Annotated in this window: 11 protein-coding genes and 4 pseudogenes; 7 read left to right on the forward strand and 8 right to left on the reverse strand. The window is 71.3% G+C overall.

The window, feature by feature from the left end:
• Positions 1-203: 203 nt before the first annotated feature.
• Positions 204-506 carry a hypothetical protein gene (locus tag IE294_RS36620; RefSeq protein ID WP_189893412.1) on the reverse strand — a complete coding sequence of 101 codons (303 nt, stop codon included), beginning with the start codon at positions 504-506 and terminating at the stop codon, positions 204-206.
• Between the two features lie 430 nt (positions 507-936).
• Here IE294_RS36620 and IE294_RS36625 point away from each other — a divergent pair, with 430 nt between their 5' ends.
• The gene (locus tag IE294_RS36625) at positions 937-1,308 is read left to right on the forward strand and encodes an NUDIX domain-containing protein (protein WP_189893414.1); all 372 of its coding nucleotides are present in this window, start codon (positions 937-939) and stop codon (positions 1,306-1,308) included.
• A gap of 499 nt (positions 1,309-1,807) precedes the next feature.
• Entirely contained in the window at positions 1,808-3,250 is a 1,443-nt protein-coding gene (locus IE294_RS36630; RefSeq protein ID WP_189893416.1) for a beta-propeller fold lactonase family protein, read from the forward strand.
• Positions 3,251-3,502: 252 nt separating this feature from the next.
• Here IE294_RS36630 and IE294_RS36635 read toward each other — a convergent pair.
• The 5 genes and pseudogenes from IE294_RS36635 to IE294_RS36655 form a co-directional block, all read right to left on the reverse strand.
• A pseudogene (locus IE294_RS36635) lies at positions 3,503-3,667 on the reverse strand (alpha-L-fucosidase); the annotation flags it as partial.
• Between the two features lie 11 nt (positions 3,668-3,678).
• Positions 3,679-4,269 (reverse strand): GNAT family N-acetyltransferase, encoded by a 591-nt coding sequence (locus IE294_RS36640; protein WP_189893418.1) that lies wholly within the window; start codon positions 4,267-4,269, stop codon positions 3,679-3,681.
• A gap of 715 nt (positions 4,270-4,984) precedes the next feature.
• A complete protein-coding gene (locus IE294_RS48140) occupies positions 4,985-5,245 on the reverse strand; it encodes a hypothetical protein (RefSeq protein ID WP_229917687.1) in 261 nt (86 codons plus the stop codon).
• Between the two features lie 140 nt (positions 5,246-5,385).
• Positions 5,386-7,647, reverse strand: coding sequence for a peptidoglycan recognition protein family protein (locus IE294_RS36650; protein WP_373315914.1), 2,262 nt, complete (start codon positions 7,645-7,647; stop codon positions 5,386-5,388).
• Between the two features lie 526 nt (positions 7,648-8,173).
• Positions 8,174-9,103, reverse strand: coding sequence for a LysR family transcriptional regulator (locus IE294_RS36655; RefSeq protein WP_189893422.1), 930 nt, complete (start codon positions 9,101-9,103; stop codon positions 8,174-8,176).
• 114 nt (positions 9,104-9,217) lie between these two features.
• On the opposite strand from IE294_RS36655, the gene IE294_RS36660 reads away from it, so the two are divergent.
• The 5 genes and pseudogenes from IE294_RS36660 to IE294_RS48145 form a co-directional block, all read left to right on the forward strand.
• Positions 9,218-9,745 carry a sugar O-acetyltransferase gene (locus IE294_RS36660; protein WP_189893452.1) on the forward strand — a complete coding sequence of 176 codons (528 nt, stop codon included), beginning with the start codon at positions 9,218-9,220 and terminating at the stop codon, positions 9,743-9,745.
• A gap of 86 nt (positions 9,746-9,831) precedes the next feature.
• Positions 9,832-10,149: pseudogene (locus IE294_RS36665) on the forward strand (SDR family NAD(P)-dependent oxidoreductase); the annotation flags it as partial.
• A 121-nt stretch (positions 10,150-10,270) separates the two neighbouring features.
• Positions 10,271-10,618: pseudogene (locus IE294_RS36670) on the forward strand (hypothetical protein); the annotation flags it as partial.
• Positions 10,619-10,647: 29 nt separating this feature from the next.
• Complete coding sequence (locus IE294_RS36675; RefSeq protein WP_189893462.1) at positions 10,648-11,211, forward strand: hypothetical protein; 564 nt, start codon at positions 10,648-10,650, stop codon at positions 11,209-11,211.
• A 482-nt stretch (positions 11,212-11,693) separates the two neighbouring features.
• A pseudogene (locus IE294_RS48145) lies at positions 11,694-11,813 on the forward strand (IS3-like element ISAar45 family transposase); the annotation flags it as partial.
• A 136-nt stretch (positions 11,814-11,949) separates the two neighbouring features.
• Here the strand turns inward: IE294_RS48145 and IE294_RS36680 are convergent.
• Together IE294_RS36680 and IE294_RS36685 are read right to left on the reverse strand one after the other, a co-directional pair.
• On the reverse strand, positions 11,950-14,877 hold the full coding sequence (locus IE294_RS36680) for a glycoside hydrolase family 2 TIM barrel-domain containing protein (RefSeq protein WP_189893423.1): 2,928 nt from the start codon (positions 14,875-14,877) through the stop codon (positions 11,950-11,952).
• A complete protein-coding gene (locus IE294_RS36685) occupies positions 14,874-15,737 on the reverse strand; it encodes a carbohydrate ABC transporter permease (protein WP_189893425.1) in 864 nt (287 codons plus the stop codon). Before IE294_RS36685 ends, IE294_RS36680 begins: the two co-directional genes overlap by 4 nt.
• Positions 15,738-15,746: the final 9 nt, after the last annotated feature.

Below are 15,746 nucleotides of genomic sequence, written 5' to 3' on the forward strand. Positions count from 1 at the left end.
AGCCGGAGAGGAGAAGGGGGGGCTGGACGCGGGCCTGCCGGGCACCTGCGCGTCGGCTTCAGCGGCGACCCATCATCCGCGTACGTCCGGCTCGCCGGCTGGCGCGGCACGCCCCCCTGACACCGTCCGCCGCCGTGCCGCCTTTCGACGTCGAGGCGGCACCAACCTCACGCGACAGCACGACCAGCGGGGCGATCGCGTCCTCACGTAGCGGTACCTTGCGCACCGGGGCGCTGCCTCTGGGCGTCGACGACGGCCCGCTCCAGCACGGCGGTCCAGTTGATGACCGTGCCGGGCTTGATGCCGTCGGCCTGCTTGACCTGGACAGCGCGGCTGCCGAGATAGGCGTACGTCTTGGGGTCGAAGATCCACTCGGTGCGGTCGCCGCTCTTCTGGTCGACGTGGGCCAGGGCGATGCCCTCGAAAACACGCGAGGTCCGGGCCGTACCGTGCCCACCTGGGCCGTCCGGCACCCCGCGCACGGGCGAGAACCGGCCCGCCCGCATGGATCGCCGACGTCCCCCCGGGTACTCGCCGCCACGGCCCGGACCGGTCCCGGCGGCCCTCGCCGTTCTCGCGCCGCGCCGCACCCTGCGACCCCGGCCGCCGACCAACGCCAGTCCGCTGCAATGCCGTTCGCCGACCAGGCGCCCCGCCCCCGATCTCGCGGGCGACCTACGGCCGTCCTGGCCCCCATGTGCGACCTCGCCGAGCACCTCACCCACCCCGCCGCCGCGCCCGCGCCGGCAGATCTCGCATCACGTCGACCACCTGCCGGCGTCCGCGTGACTCGCCGGCGTCCGGGACTGAAGCGGTGATCGACGCACCCCTGGGTCACCGCCCCGTACCGTGGGGCTGCCCCGTGGACCCGTGGCGGCCGGCAATCGGGGGTCCGTTCCTGACCAGGCCCCCGGCCGGGCCGGTGCGGTGCTCCTTGTGGAGCAGCGAGGACCGTGGACCCGGTACAGCGGCACGACGCCGTACCGCACCCCCCGTTCTCAGGTACACCGTGACGAGGTCACCGGGCCCGACGGTCGGCGCGGCGGCTACGACTGGGCCCAGGCACCCGACCAGGTGCGGGTGGCGGCTCTCGTCGACGGGCAACTCCTCCTGGTCGAGCCGTACCACTACCTCGCCGACGCCCTGTGGCAGCTGCCCGGCGGGTCCGTCGACCCGGACGACGACGGTGCGTTGACCGCGGCGCGGCGCGAGCCGGCCGAGGAGACGGGGCACCACGGGGGCACCTGGATCGGGCACGGCTTCCTCCACCCCCGGCCGGGCCTCACCGACTGCCGGGTCCACCTGTGATGCGTCGACCGGCCGACATCCGGTCCGACCGCTGCGGAGCCGTCCGAGGCGGACCTCAGGGTCCTCCGCGTCCCTCAGCCGGAAGCCGTCGCCGCGGTACGCGAGGGCCGGCTCCGCTGCGCTCCCAGCGCCGCACTGGTCCTGTCGCTGACGGGCTGAACCGGACCGTCCACCGGCGCGGACCCGACTCCGGGATCCCCGGCACAACTCACCGCGGCCTCGGCCGGCGCGCGAAGGGCCCCTTCGTCGGACGGCGCGGACGACGAGTCGCCGACTCGGTTCCCGCTTCCCGTCCGTGAGGCCCCCCGCGCAGATCTTCACGCGAAGGTCAACGGTTCTCCGTGACCGCGGAAGACGGACGCTGTCGTTCAATCGACACACCCTCGCCGTACGGAGCGTAGTAACCATGGAGGGACTGCACCCCGTCGTCGGAGGCACTGTGTCACAGCACAGACGTACCCTACCGGTCCCTGCCCTGCCCGCCGTTCTTGTCGGGTTCATGGTCCTGCTGGCACTCGGGATCCCGCCCGCCCAGGCCGAGCCTTCCCGAACGTCGTCCGCGTGGGCCGAACTGGCGTCGTCCCAGGCCACCAAGGGCCGGCCGCTGTACGTCACGAACTCCCTGAGCGACAACGTCGCAGGGTTCACCGTCGGCGCGGACGGCTCGCCCGTTCCGAACGGTGCTCCGACTCCGACGCAGGCCCAGGGCAGCGCACCCAGCGCAATCGTGACGGCACCCGACGGACGCACGGTCTACGTCGTAGAACGGAACGCAGGCGTGGTGCAGCCCTATCGGGTGGGCGCCGACGGCACCCTTTCCCCACTGTCCGATCCGGTGCCCACCGGCGGCCAGACGCCCTTCGGTACCGCCATCGCACCGGACGGGCGGACGCTCTACACCGCCAACCTGGGCTCCGGGACCGTCTCGGTGTTCGCGGTCGACGCCGACGGCACCCTGACGCTGCGGGGCGATCCGGTTCCGGCCACGGACAACCCCCGCGGTCTAGCGGTGACGCCGGACGGCAGGTTCCTGTACGTGGGCCACGGGGTACCGCTCACCGACCTGACGAACACCCTCGACCGCTTCGCGATCGGCACCGACGGCACCCTGAGCGGCCGAAGCACGGTGGCCACTACCGGGGGCGCCGGAACCGGCATGGGGACCACGCCCGACGGGCAGTACCTGTACGTCGCGGCCACCACCACCGACCAGCTCTTCGGCTTCCGCGTGAGCAAGGACGGCGACCTGACCGCCACACCTGGCTCGCCCTACTCGGTCGCCGACCACCCCGAGGGCGTCGCCGTGTCGCCCGACGGCCGCCATCTGTTCCTCGCCAGCCCCAGTCAGGTGCGCCCGGACACCGTCCACGCCGTCTCCGCCTTCACCATCGGCACGGACGGGTCCCTGCGCGCGGTCCCGGGATCGCCCTTCACGGGCGGAGCGGGCCCGGTCGGCATCGCCGTGACCCCCGACGGCCGCTTCCTGTACGTGTCCCACTTCGACGGCGACGAGCTGTACGGCTTCGCGATCGGATCCACCGGCGCCCTCACCAGGACTCCCGGCTCTCCGGTGTCCTCAGGGGGCCGGGCCCCCGCGTTCGAGGCCCTCACCATCATCCCCGACCAGGGACCCACCGCCGTGCTCTCCACCCCGGCCAAGCGGAACCGGGCCGGGCAGGCCGCCGATCTCTACGCGAGCGCCTCAACGGATCCCGACGGCGGCAAGATCGCACGGTACGACTGGGACTTCGGAGACGGCACCGTCCTGCGCGACGCCGGCCTTGCGGTCCAGCACGTCTACACCGCCCCGGGCAGCTACACCGCCCGGGTCACCGTGACCGATGACGAAGGATGCTCCACCACCCGCGTCTTCACCGGCCAGACCCTGCTGTGCAACGGTTCGAACGCGGCCACCGACACCGTGACGGTGACCGTGAACTGACGTGCTCCGTCACACGGGCCTCTACCGGACGTCGACGCCCGGCCCGCCGGTCGGTGGGCCGGGCGTGTCCCCGCCGGCGGACAGGGCCTTGACCCCGCATCCCGGACACGGGTCATGCGGCTGGTGTCAGCGGAGTCGATGTTGTTCCGGAGGCTGTTCGCCGTGCCGCTGCGCGCGCAGCCGCCCGACCTCACGAGGTTCCCGTACGTCGTCGCACGGAGGGCAGGCATCGCCGGCGGCACCGGCCGGCCTCCGGTACAGCTTCAGTTCGCCGTCCAGTTCGACGGCGAGGACGGTGGCGTGCGGGTCGAGGTCGGACGCGGCCGGCGGGTCGATCCACAGCACCCCGACCGCCTCGTGGAGTCCGCCGATCACCCGGTGGCGGAGTTCGGTGCCGGTGCCGAGGACGGTGACCCTGTTGCAGGTCTTCATGCGGGCGAGGGCGTGCTCGACGCGGGCGCTGCTCCCGAAGCCCCGCTGCCAGCAGGCGGTGTGACCGGGGACCGCATGCCGAGCCACTGCTCGGCGTCCCAGGCGTGGAACCGCTCCACCTCGGTGAACCCCAGCTTCGCCGCGAGGCGCATCGAGCCGAGGTTGGCGGTCTGGGTGGTGAGCACCACGGGCTCGCCGGGAAGGACGCCGTCGAACCAGTCGAGTGCCGCCGCGCACGCCTCGGTGGCGTACCCGGATCCCCAGGCCCGCGGCAGGAACAGGTAGCCGAGGTCGGCCTTGCCCGCGGCGGCCGGGCGACGGTGCTCCGTCGCTCTCCTGAGCAGGATCTGGCCGATCATCGCCCCATCGCGCTCGACGACGAAGCTCCCGGGCCGCCGCCCGGGCACCTCGGGCATCTCGCGCTCAAGCTCGTCACGCGGCCGGGGGCCGCCGAGGTAGGTGTGCACCTCCGGCGAGGCGTACAGCTCGATGAACGCCGCTCGGTCCCGGGCCTCGGGTTCACGGAGCACGAGCCGCTCGGTCTGGAGCGGGGCAGGCGGCCAAACGACGGGTCCGAGATCAGTCATACCGACCAGCCAATCAGCGGGCTCGGCAACGATCAAGGCTCGCGGACCGTGCGATTCAGCCTGTCTGTCGCCCCTTGGGAGGGGCCGAGATCAGCGCCGGACCCGCCAGTGGTGTCGACGGTCAGCGGGGCGGCCTGCGGCGGGTGCGCAGCGCCAGTACGAGGCACACCGTGGTCGCGGTGATGGCGAGTGAGGCGGGCAGCCGTGCCCACGGGGTGTCCGCGACCGGCGCCTGGGCGGCGAGCAGAACCCCTGTGGTCGCGGCGGCAGCCGCCAGTGCGGGTGTCGCCCGCGGGGGGCCGGACGGGACGGTGACGCCGGCTGTCCACGCGGCGGTGACGCAAGTAGGCAGGCGGTAGGGCGGCGGTGCAGACGACCGGCCAGAGCGCGGGGCCGGTGGCCGTTGCGACCGCGACCGCCGCCGGCGACACGGTCGTCCTGAAGGGGGCCGCGCCGGTCCGCCGGCGCGTAGAGGTCGAGACGGGGCCCGCGTCGACCATCGGAGCGGCCCACCACGCGGCCGTCGCCGTCTCCAGGACCAGCACCCTGACCGGCAGTGGTGCGTGCAGAGCGGCCGGCGGGTCGCAGGCGGCGACGGCAAGGGCCGTTCCGAGCAAGCGGTCGGTGATGCGGGAGGTGAGCCCCGCGATGAGCAGGGCGGCTCGGCTGTCGGCCGGGTGCGCGTGTGGCCGGGCGGTCCGGGTGGGGGTGGTGGTCATCGCGTCCCCCCGGTGGGTGCGGGTGCGCAGTAGCGGCGCAAGGGCGAGGTCGTGGGTGCGCGGGTAGGCGCGGACCAGCCCGGCAGCGGCCCGGAAGGCCCGAGCGAGGACGCGTCGGTGACCGGGTCGACCACGTCGGCGAGAACTTCCGGCAGCACCACGGTGTCGGCGGTGCGCTCCGCGGTGAACTGGTGCCACGGCCCGGTGGCAGGCAGTCCCGGTCTCCCAGCCGCGGCGCCACCGTTCGATCCACTCACGGGCCTTGTCCTCGGAGTCAGCGATGTGCTGGTGCCGGTTGCCTCACCGTTCCTGTCACCGTGGGGAGCGCACAAGCCGATCGGCGCATGCGGGACCGCATGCGCCGATCGGCTTGGCCTGGCTCAGCTTGACTCAATGGTTACTTGATGTAGACGAGGCCGTCAGTGGTGATGGTGGGGCGGTCGCTGGTGCCCACGACGACGATCTTGATGGTGTGCTTGGCGCTGCTGGACCAGCTCTTGGTCCAGACCGCCTGCCGGTACAGGGTGGTTGCCGACTTGAGGTCGACAGTGGCCACCTTGGTGCCGTCGACGTAGACGTACGCCTGGCCGGAGCTGGAGGCCCGGGACACCACCCAGGCCGCGGAGCGGCCGGTGAAGGTCCAGGTGAGGCCGGCGCCCTTGGAGGCGCTGGAGTAGGACTTGCCGCCGAGGTAGCTGGTGGACGACCGGCTGGTCCAAGTGCCGGTCTTCGTGGCGGAGCTCTCCTGAAGGATCACAGGGGTATAGGCCGGGGAAGAGGTGCGGTAGTTGCCGGCGTAGTCGTAGGCCCGCATCGACCAGGTCGTGGCGGTCCCGGACTTGGCGGTGCGGCTGGAGCTGGTGGTGGTCGGGCTGAACGTCGCCGTGGTCGGGGACAGCAGCTGCACACTCCGCAGCGCCTTGTCGTCGGTGGCCTTCCAACCGAGAGTGACAGGCACGGCGGACGTGTTGACGGTGCCCGAACGCAGGGAGAGCCGCGGGGTGGTGGTGAAGGTCGGTGCGGTCGTCTCCGCCACGACGTTCAGCGCGGAGCTGGTCGCGGTCTTGCCGGACTGGTGTACGGCCCGCACGGCGATGGTGTGGCTGCCGAGGGGCAGGGTGGCGCCGACGGAGGTGGCGGTGCCGGAGGTGGTGGCCACGGTCTTGCCGTCGACGAGCAGTTGGACGTTCTTGATGAGCGAGCCAGGCGTGGTGGCTGTCCAGTGCGCGGTGATCGTGCCCTTGGTGTAGTAGGTCGATCCGGACGCGGTCGCGCCGCCCAGCGAGGTGACCTTCAGGCCCTGTACCGGTCCGGCAGCCCAGGCCCGGATGGTCGGCAGCTGGGGGTAGAGGGAGTTTCCGGGGCATTGGGTGTTGTAGCCGTCGCGGTGGCCGGAGATCCGCTGGAAGGTGTAGGCGCTTCCTGCGGTGAAACTGGTGCTGGAGAAGTTCTTCTGGGTGGCTCCGGCGGTGAGCTGGGTGGTGCCGGCCGGGTCGGCGCCGTACTGGCCGAGCTTCCAGGCCGCCAGACGGGCGATCGAGGCCAGCGCGGCGTTGGAGGCGCTGGTGGTGGTGTAGTCGCCGAGGACTGCGATGCCCGCGGCCTCACGGTTCCAGCCGTAGGTGTGGGCGCCCAGCACGGGCAGGTCCACGCCGCCCTTGCGGCCCTCGAAGAGGGTGCCGCACTTGTCGACGAGGAAGTTGTAGCCGATGTCCTTCCAGCCCTCGACCTGTACGTGGTAGGCGTAGATGCTCCGCACGATCGACGGCGAGTCGGTGCAGGAGTAGTCGTTGGCGCCGTCGGTGTGATGGACGAACACGGCCTTCACGTCCGCGTTGTACTCCGGCGCCTGCGGGCTGATCGACTCGTCGGCGCCCCAGCCTGCGCGGTCGACGATCGGCGGCTCGGGCACAGTGGACGGGGGCGCGGTCGGCCCGGTGGGCGACGGGCTGGCGGACGGGCTCGCCGTGGCGGAGGCGGAGCCCGAGTCGGTGGGAGTGGCCGTGGACGTGGTGGTGTCGGTCGGGGCCGGGGACGTGGCGGTCTGGCCATCCGTGGGCGTCACGGTGGTGCCGTCGCCGGGAGAGGCAGGATCGGCGGGGGTGCTGCCGCTCGTGGCGTCGGGGCTTCCCTCTGCGACGAACGCGGCCGGCTCGCTGCCGGGCGCCTTGGCCTCGGCGTCGGTCACCACACCCGGATCGACCAGGTTGACCTCCAGTCCCCTGGGCAGGGCAGTGGTGGTGCCGTTCTTGCGGACGACCTGTGCCTGAACACCGTTGGAGGACCCGACCCACAGCGGCTCGGACGCGCCGCGCACGCGGCGTCCCGGCTTCTCCAGCGGATCCACGTTCAGTTCCAGGTCGCGCCAGGCGCTCCACTCCCCGGTCGCCGTGCTGCGGGTGCGCACCTGCGCCGTGCCGTGCAGCCGCGTGGTGGCACCCGTCCAGGAGACGCCGAGCATCGAGAACTGCGAGGTGTCCGTGCGCGCCAGATCCTGCCGGTCGGCAGCGGTGCCTTTCAGCGCGAGGGCATAGACCTTGACCGGCCGCTTGGCCCGGCCGGTCGCGCCGGGATCGGCCGACGGGCTGGCGACGGCGTAGGTCACCCCTCCGCCGCCCAGAACCACGGCACCCAGTGTCAGCCACACCCGGCGTTTCAGGTTCAGCGGTCTGTACGCATGCGACGTACGACGGCTCACGACGTATCCACCCCACACAAGGCCAGCAAAAGGGCCGTAGAAGAACACAGGAAGCACACCCGTCACATGGGCGGCTCATCCGTCCAGCGCACCCCGGCCGTCAAACATCACCGGCCCCGGGAATGTTGTGGTGCAGATCACTGCGACTCGTGCGGGCGCCACCAGCGGTCGGGGCCAGACGTCAGGGGGCTACGGCGTCGGTGTCTGCCCGGGGTGGGGTCCACTGGGCGTCGTGGCTGTGGTGACGATCCGATACGTCCGCCCCGATGAGGACGACGCACCGCATCCGATGCGCACCGACAGCGGACGTGCACTCTGTGTCGGCCGCACCGGGTGCATCCCCTCGGGACGGTCCACTCGGGCCCGTCGTCGCGAGCGGCAGTGTTGTCGGTGGCGGCCGGCTGGAACGCTGGACGGCGTGAACAGCGACGACGAGCAGCTACCGCGCGGCCGGGTCAAGGGCGTGCCTGTCCATTCGGTCGCCTGGTCAGCGGTCTACCCAGTCCGGTGCCCACACGTCGTGCGCGGCTCGCGGGCCTGTGGTGCGCAGATGGTCGCGTAGCGCGGTCAGCACAGGGTGCTGGTCTCCGCTGCGGAACAGCAGCACGTGCGGGTAGACCGGGGTCGGGTCGTGCAACGGGATGCGCCGTAGGTCGTGGGTCTGGGGCCACAGGTACCGGTCCCCGCTGCTGACGAGGGTGGCCAGCGAGGCCGAGTCGGCCAGCGCGTCCATCAGGGCCTCGTCACCGAAGTTGGGGCCGAGCGCGTCGATGCTCAGGCCGAAGGCCTCGGACAGCGCCTGGTAGAACGCCGCCCACTCCGTGCCCGGCCTGATCCCGGGGATCCAGATGCGGTGGCCGGCCAGGTCCGTAGGTCTGACCCAGGGTGCGTCAGCCAGTGGGTGGCCGGGTCCGACCAGGAGTTCCAGGGGTGCGTCCAGGAGTCGCTCGGCGCTGATCCCGACCGGGACCTGGTCTGCCGGCAGGGCACGGAAGGACGCGTCGATGGTCCCTTCGAGGACCGCCTGGGCGGCCTGGGCGGCGTTCTCCTTGCTCAGCGTGACCGCGTCCAGGTCTGTCTCGGGGTGGGAGCGGTAAAACCGGTAGACAGCCTGGGCCGGGGAAATGCGCCGATTGAGGACATCGACGCGCCAGGGACGGCTTCCGGGGCGCACGGATTGCTCGGCCTGTTCGATGGCCGCCAAGACCTTCTTGGCGTGCGGCAGGAAGACCTGCCCGTCCAGGCTCAGCCGGGAGCCTCGGGAGGTCCGCACCAGCAGCGTGACCTCGACGCGCTTCTCCAGGGCCGCGATCCGCTTGGAGACCGCCTGCTGGCTGATCCCCAGCTCGTCGGCCGCAGCCTGGAACTGGCCGGTCTCAGCGACGGTCACGAACGTCCGCAGCGCTTCAACATCCACGTCACCACCGTACTTCCACAACCGTCAGTTGTGTCTGGTGCGGTGCTGGGTTGTTTGATCGAATGTACTGCGCGGTGTTGGGATCAGCACATGTCTACCCGCACAGAGCAGGTTATGTATGTCCAAACGCCTGAGTTCGCGCGTCATGCGGAGCGGATCATGGAGGTGACCGATGCGACGTCTCGACTGAATATGCTTCCGTTCAGCGACAGCGAAGGTCGCACGGAACTACTTTCCGTTGTGTTCGGGGGTCCGCTGCCGGAATCGGTGGTGATCTACCCGCCGTTCTTTACCGAGTACGGGCTGAACACGACGTTCGGGGAGAACGTCTTCGTCAACCAGGGATGCACCTTCATGGACAGGGGAGGCATCCGTATCGGGAACGGCGTCATGATCGCCCCGAAGGTCAGCCTCATCACCGGAGGCCATCCATTGCCCTTGGCCGAGCGCCGCGAGTACCTCTCCTTCGCCCCGATCGTCATCGAGGACGACGTCTGGATCGGGACGGCTGCTGTGATCACGCAGGGGGTGACCATCGGTGCCGGTGCGGTGGTCGCTGCCGGTGCGGTGGTCACTCGCGATGTCCCTGCCGGCACCGTTGTCGCGGGAGTGCCCGCCCGGGTGATCAAGAAGGTCGACTGAGTACGGCCGGACTGCTGTGGCCCGGGTGCGCAGCACCTCTGCGGTCTCATCCTGATGCCTCGTCACGCCCGGCTGACCGGCCGGCAGTGGGACCGCATCCAACCTCTGCTGCCCTCCGGCACCGTCGTCGTGGCAGGCCGTGGGCCGATCACCGCCGCGCCCATGCGGGAATCGTCGCGGACGCCGCGCTCGGCGGCCACACCGAGGCCAACGTCGACCTGACGCTCGCCGTCAACGTCAGGGGCCCACTGTTCACCGTTCAGAAGGCGCTGCTGGCGGAGAACGCCTTCATCCTGGTCGTCGGCTCAAGCAACAGCGTGCGCCCCAATGAGCAACTGGAGGTCTACAGCGCCTCGAAGGCGGCGGTGAGCAACCTCGTGCACAACTGGGCCCGGCAATCGCGCGAGCGCCGCTTCCGGGTCAACGTGCTCAGCCCGGGACCCCTGGCCCGCTGGGCGCCGCGGAGCCGGCCGGACGCCGGCCGGGGCACCGAGGCGACGGTGGTGACCGACCTCAGAGGCAGCGCGAGGCCGGTGGCCCCTGGCCGAGGACGCCGGGCGGCGGTGCGGGGCCGCGTCCCGGGACCGCAACCCGACCCACCTGCACCCGCTCACCGCCCGCGTCTTCGGCCTCCCCCGGGTCACAGCCCAGGGCATGTGGACCGTTGCCCGGTGCCTGGCCGCCCACGGCACGGCGGACGCGCCCGTGGTCTGTGCCCGGTTCCAGGCGCCCGTGCCGCTGCCGCCCACGGTCGCCTACGGCGCGGACGGCGACGGGCGCTTCACCCTGCGGGGCCTGGACGGCAGGCTCCACCTGTCCGGCGAGGTGCGTCCGCTGTCCGTGAGCAACTTCCTGGGCAGGAAGCAGAGTTGAACCGCCCGGTGGGCCGTACGCTGACTTGTGTGACGAGACATGTGCCAACGGGGACGGGAGCCGCCGTACTGACGGCGGTGCTGCTGGGAGCACTTACCGGTTGCGGAAGCGACGGTCCGGGCGCGCTGGAGAAGGAACTGGGCCGCAAATGCCAGGGCCGGGTGGCGGCCGACAGCGTGGATGTGAGGCTGGCCGAGGGAGTGACCGCCGAGGTCGTCTCCTCCTGGAAGCAAGACGGCCAGGGCCAGTGCTGGGTGAACGCGAGGGGCAGGAACAGCTTCTTCGAGCCGTTCGCCCTGGAGGTCACCGCCGCCGCCGACGCCGCGGGCGCCGAGAAGGCCCGCCGCGAACTCTGCTCCACCGTCCGCGCCGACGCCGACGCCTACCTGCTCTACACCGGCAGTCGGGACCACTGCTCGGCCTACTCGCTGAAGACCGGCGAGTACGTGGCACACGGCGCGGTCGGCCGCTACAACGCCTCGATACACATCCTCGGGGTGCGCCCCGTCGACGGTGTCGACGCGCCCCAGAAGAAGGCACGCGAGGAGTTCGAGCGGGTGATGGGCGACCTGCGTGAGCACTACCAGCGCTGATACCGGCCGCCCGCGCCGCCCGGAGCCAACGGGCGCCCTCCACCATGGTCGCGGCCGGCACAAGGACCGGACTTCGCCGCGAGCGGGGCGGAGGTCGAACGGGACCGGGTCCGGCGCACCGGGGACTGCTGGAGCGGGGTCCGCCGGGTCCTGCTGACCCGCGAGCAGACCATCGAGTACGCGCTGTTGTCGGCCGAGGGCAAGCACGGCGACCCCGGATGGCTTGCCTTCGCCGCCCGCTACGGCTTCGTCCCTCGGCACCTGGTGCAGGGGGAGGTGGAGGCGCTGGGGCCGGACGGATCGCAGCGCCTGGACCTCGTCGCCGTCGAACCGCACTCGACCGCCATGTGCTCGCGAAGCGTCATCGGTTTCCGTTCGACGAGGCCCGCGCCGCCGATGAGCCGATGGCCGGGCGGACCGCCTGGCGGATCCGCCGGGACAACGGCTGGTGGAGCGCCTTCGCCGAGCAAAGGGGCTGAGGGAAGCACGTCAAGGCGGGGCCGCCGGTCCGCGATGACCGGGTGCGGCGCACCTTCACCGCCGAGGAGCCCGACCGGTTGTGGCTGACGGACATCACCGAGCACCACACCAGCGAGGGCAAGTTCTGTCGCGCTCCCGCGGAAGAACGTCCTCGACCGCCGCACACCTGAGCCACCCGCCACGTCCGTCACCCCGGTCGGCTCGTCGACCGGGGTGACGATGACGTCGGCTGGGGCACCGCCGGAGACGTCGGGGGACTCATACCATCCGCAGGGTCCAGCTCCAGCGGTGCACCCCCGGTGTGACGAGGTAGGCGGGGAAGGTGTCGGGGCCGCAGGAGGCCGTACCGAGGCCCCGGTGTGCGGCGTCGATGTGGACCACACAGCCGGTCCGCGGCGCGAGTTCGTCGTGGTGCGCGGCGGCGGTGAGGTCCTCGGCGCGGTAGCGGGTGACGGAGACCTGGCGGGGCTCGTCCAGTTCGACCGCGAGTCCGGTGGCGTCGGGCGACGAGAGCGTGAACCGCCGTACGCCGTGCCGGCCGCCGCTTTCCTGGGGGCGCAGGTACGGGGTGAACAGGTCGTCGACGGGCAGTGCGTGGTGGCCGACCGGTGCCCCGGCGGCCCGGTCCGGGTACGACTCCCAGGGACCCTGTCCGAACCACTCCAGCAGGCCGAGCCCGGCCACCGTCTCGAAGACCGAGCCGATCCGGGCGACGTCGTGGAACTCCTCGGGCAGCTCGGCCGACTCGTCGACCCGGACGCCGCCTGCGACGGGCGTGAATTCCTGCCGGTGCCGGACCGCTCCGAGGGCGCACGTGTATGCAGCCTCCACGGTCACCCGTTCGCCGTCCCGGTGCACGGAGACCACCTTGCGCACCAGCCGGTCCAGGCCCCAGGCGCGCCAGCGCGTCGCCATCCCGCCCAGTTCGTCGTTGTCGGTGGGCGCCCGCCACAGCGACAGCGTCGGGGCGGTGGTCAGCAGCGGGTGGCGCAGCAGGCCCTCGGCGTCCACTTCGACGGCCGGCCCGGCCACGACCGGCTGCCTCGGCGCGTCCGCCGCCCGCAACCGGATCTGGGGCGCGCACACCTCCGTACCGGCCGGTGCCCACGCCTGGTCCTCGGCCGTCGTCACCCGCAGCGTCAGCCACGCCTCGCCGCCGTCGGCCGGCACCGGGAACGGCAGCGGTACGGCCGCGGTCCCACCCGGCCGCAGATCGGGCAGTCCGGCCGGGCCGGTCAGGGTACGGCCGTCGGCCAGCGCCAGCTCCCAGGTGCCGGTCAGCCAGTCCAGGCCGCGGAAGTGCTGGTGGTTGGCGAGGACGATGCCCTCGTGCCCGAGGGATCGGATGCGGACCGGTGCCGCGATCTCCCGGTGCTCGTACATCGCGGGCTTCGGGGTGCGGTCGGGAAAGACGATCCCGTCCGCGACGAACGCCCCGTCGTGCACCCTCTCGCCGAAGTCGCCGCCGTACGCCCAGCGGTGGCCGGGCGCGGCGACACCGTTGCCGTACAGTCCGGCGCCCGCGCGCCCGACCGGTCTGCCGTCGCTCACGCGCTGGAGGATTCCGTGGTCCCAGAACTCCCAGATGAACCCGCCCTGAAGGCCCTCAGTGGCCTCGATGGCGGCCCAGTGGTCGGCCAGCGTGCCGTTGCTGTTGCCCATCGCATGCGAGTACTCGCACTGGATCAGCGGCTTGGTCTGCTGTCCGGACAGCGCGTGGGCCAGACACTCCTCCAGCGGCGCGTACATGGGGCAGGCGATGTCGGATGCCACGTCCGGGTCCGCCCAGCCGCGCTTGGCCGCGCCCTCGTACTGGATCGGCCGGGTGGGATCGTGCCGGCGCACCCAGCCCGCCGCCGCGTCGTGGTTGGCGCCGTAGTCGGACTCGTTGCCCAGCGACCAGATGATGACCGAGGGGTGGTTCCTGTCGCGCAGCACCATGCGCGAGACGCGGTCCACGAAGGCGTTCAGGTAGCGCGGGTCGTCGGCGATCTCGTGGGCGTGGTCGTGGGACTCGATGTCCGCCTCGTCGACGACGTAGAAGCCCAGTTCGTCGGCGAGGTCGTACAGCCACGGGTCGTTCGGGTAGTGCGAGGTGCGGATCGCGTTGAAGCCGAACCTCTTCAGCAGCACCAGGTCCGCGCGCATGTCGTCGTACGACACAGTCCGCCCGGTCAGCGGATGGAAGTCGTGCCGGTTGACGCCCCGGATGAAGACCCGCTCGCCGTTGACCAGCAGGTCCCGGCCGACGATGTCGACGTCCCGGAAGCCGATGCGGTGGTGCGAGGAGTCGGCGACCGTGCCGTCCGATCGGTGCAGCCGGACGGTCAGCCCGTACAGCTCGGGCTGCTCCGCGTTCCAGGTGCGCACCTCGGGCACGACGGCGCGGATACGGACCTCGCCCAGGAAGTCGGAGACCCGCTCGTCCTCGGCGTTGAGCCGGTCGAACTCGGTGTCCTGGGCCAGGAGGTCACCGTCCAGGTCACCGGTGACGTACCAGCCCTCGGGCAGCGCCCGGTCGCCCGCCGCGTTGCGCACCAGGCAGTCCACTCGCAGGTCGCCGTCCTGGCGTGCCCGTACGGTCACGTCCGCGAGGTGCAGGGGATCGGTCGTGTACAGCAGTACGGAACGGGTGATCCCGCCGTGCCACCACTGGTCCTGGTCCTCGATGTGCGTGGCGTCGGACCACTTGACCACCGTCAGCCGTACGACCGACGGCTCACCGGGGCGTACCACGTCGGTCAGGTCGAACTCGGCGGCCAGGTGGGAGTCCTTGGAGATCCCGACGGGCCGTCCGTCGACGTGGACCAGCAGTACGCTCTCGGCGGCCCCGACGTGCAGGACGATCCGGCGGCCGGCCCAGTGGGCGGGGACGTCCACGTGTCGTTCGTACACACCGGTGGGATTGGCGGCGGGCGACCGGGGAGGGAATTCCGCGTACGGCATACGGACGTTGGTGTACTGCGGGAGGTCGTCGGTGTCCTGCATGGTCCACGCGCCCGGGACGTGTGCCGTCGACCATGTGCCGTGGAGCGTCGCCTCCGGCGTCGGCAGGAGCTGGAAGCGCCAGTCGCCGTCCAGGGACAGGGCGCCGGAGCGCCGGTCGACGGCGTTCATGGGCAGCCTCCCCCAGGAGGTCACCTCGGGTGCCTGCCAGGGGCGCAGTGCCAGGAGCGGGTCCGTCAACGGATGGCCCCCTTGCCGAGGTCGCCGATGATCTGTTTGGCGCCGATCGCGAAGACGATCAGCAGCGGGATGAGGGCGAGGAGCGCGCCGGTCACGACGATTCCGTAGTCGGTGGTGCCGTGCGTGCCGTTGAGCTGGGACAGGGCCACCTGGAGGGTGACGTTGCGGGGGTTGGTGAGGGCGATCAGGGGCCAGGCGTAGTCGTTCCACTGGCCCATGAAGGTGAAGATGCCGAGGAAGGCCAGGCCGGGCCGGACCACCGGCAGGGCCACGTGCCAGTACTGGCGCAGGAAGTTCGCGCCGTCGATGCGGGAGGCGTCGAGGAGTTCGTCGTGGATGGCGCCCCTCATGTACTGGCGCATCCAGAAGATGCCGAACGCGTTGGCCGCGGCGGGCACGATCAGCGAGGTCATCGTGCCGATCCAGCCCAGCTTCGCCATGATCACGAACTGCGGGATGGCGGACAGCTGCGCCGGCACCATGAAGATGAGCATCAGCAGCGCGAACAGCACGTTCTTGCCGGGGAAGTCGAACTTGGCGAAGACGAAGGCCGCCAGCGAGTCGAAGAACAGGACCAGGAAGGTCACCGAGCCCGCCACCAGCAGCGAGTTCCCCATCGAGCCGAAGAAGGCGACGCTGTGGAAGAGGTTGCGGACGTTCTCCAGGAAGTGCGAGCCCGGCAGCAGCTTCGGGGGATAGGCGAAGATCTCCGACGACGTGTGCGTCGACATGACGACGGCCCAGTAGAACGGGAAGGCCGACAGCAGCAGACCGACGACGAGTACGGCGTGCAGCGCGATGCCCCGGGTGCGGGTTCCCCGGATGCGCCCGTGCCCGCGGGTTCCTTGGATGGATGCCATGGTGATGGG

The sequence above is a fragment of the Streptomyces canarius genome (genome assembly GCF_014650735.1).
Taxonomy (GTDB): Bacteria; Actinomycetota; Actinomycetes; order Streptomycetales; family Streptomycetaceae; genus Streptomyces; species Streptomyces olivaceoviridis.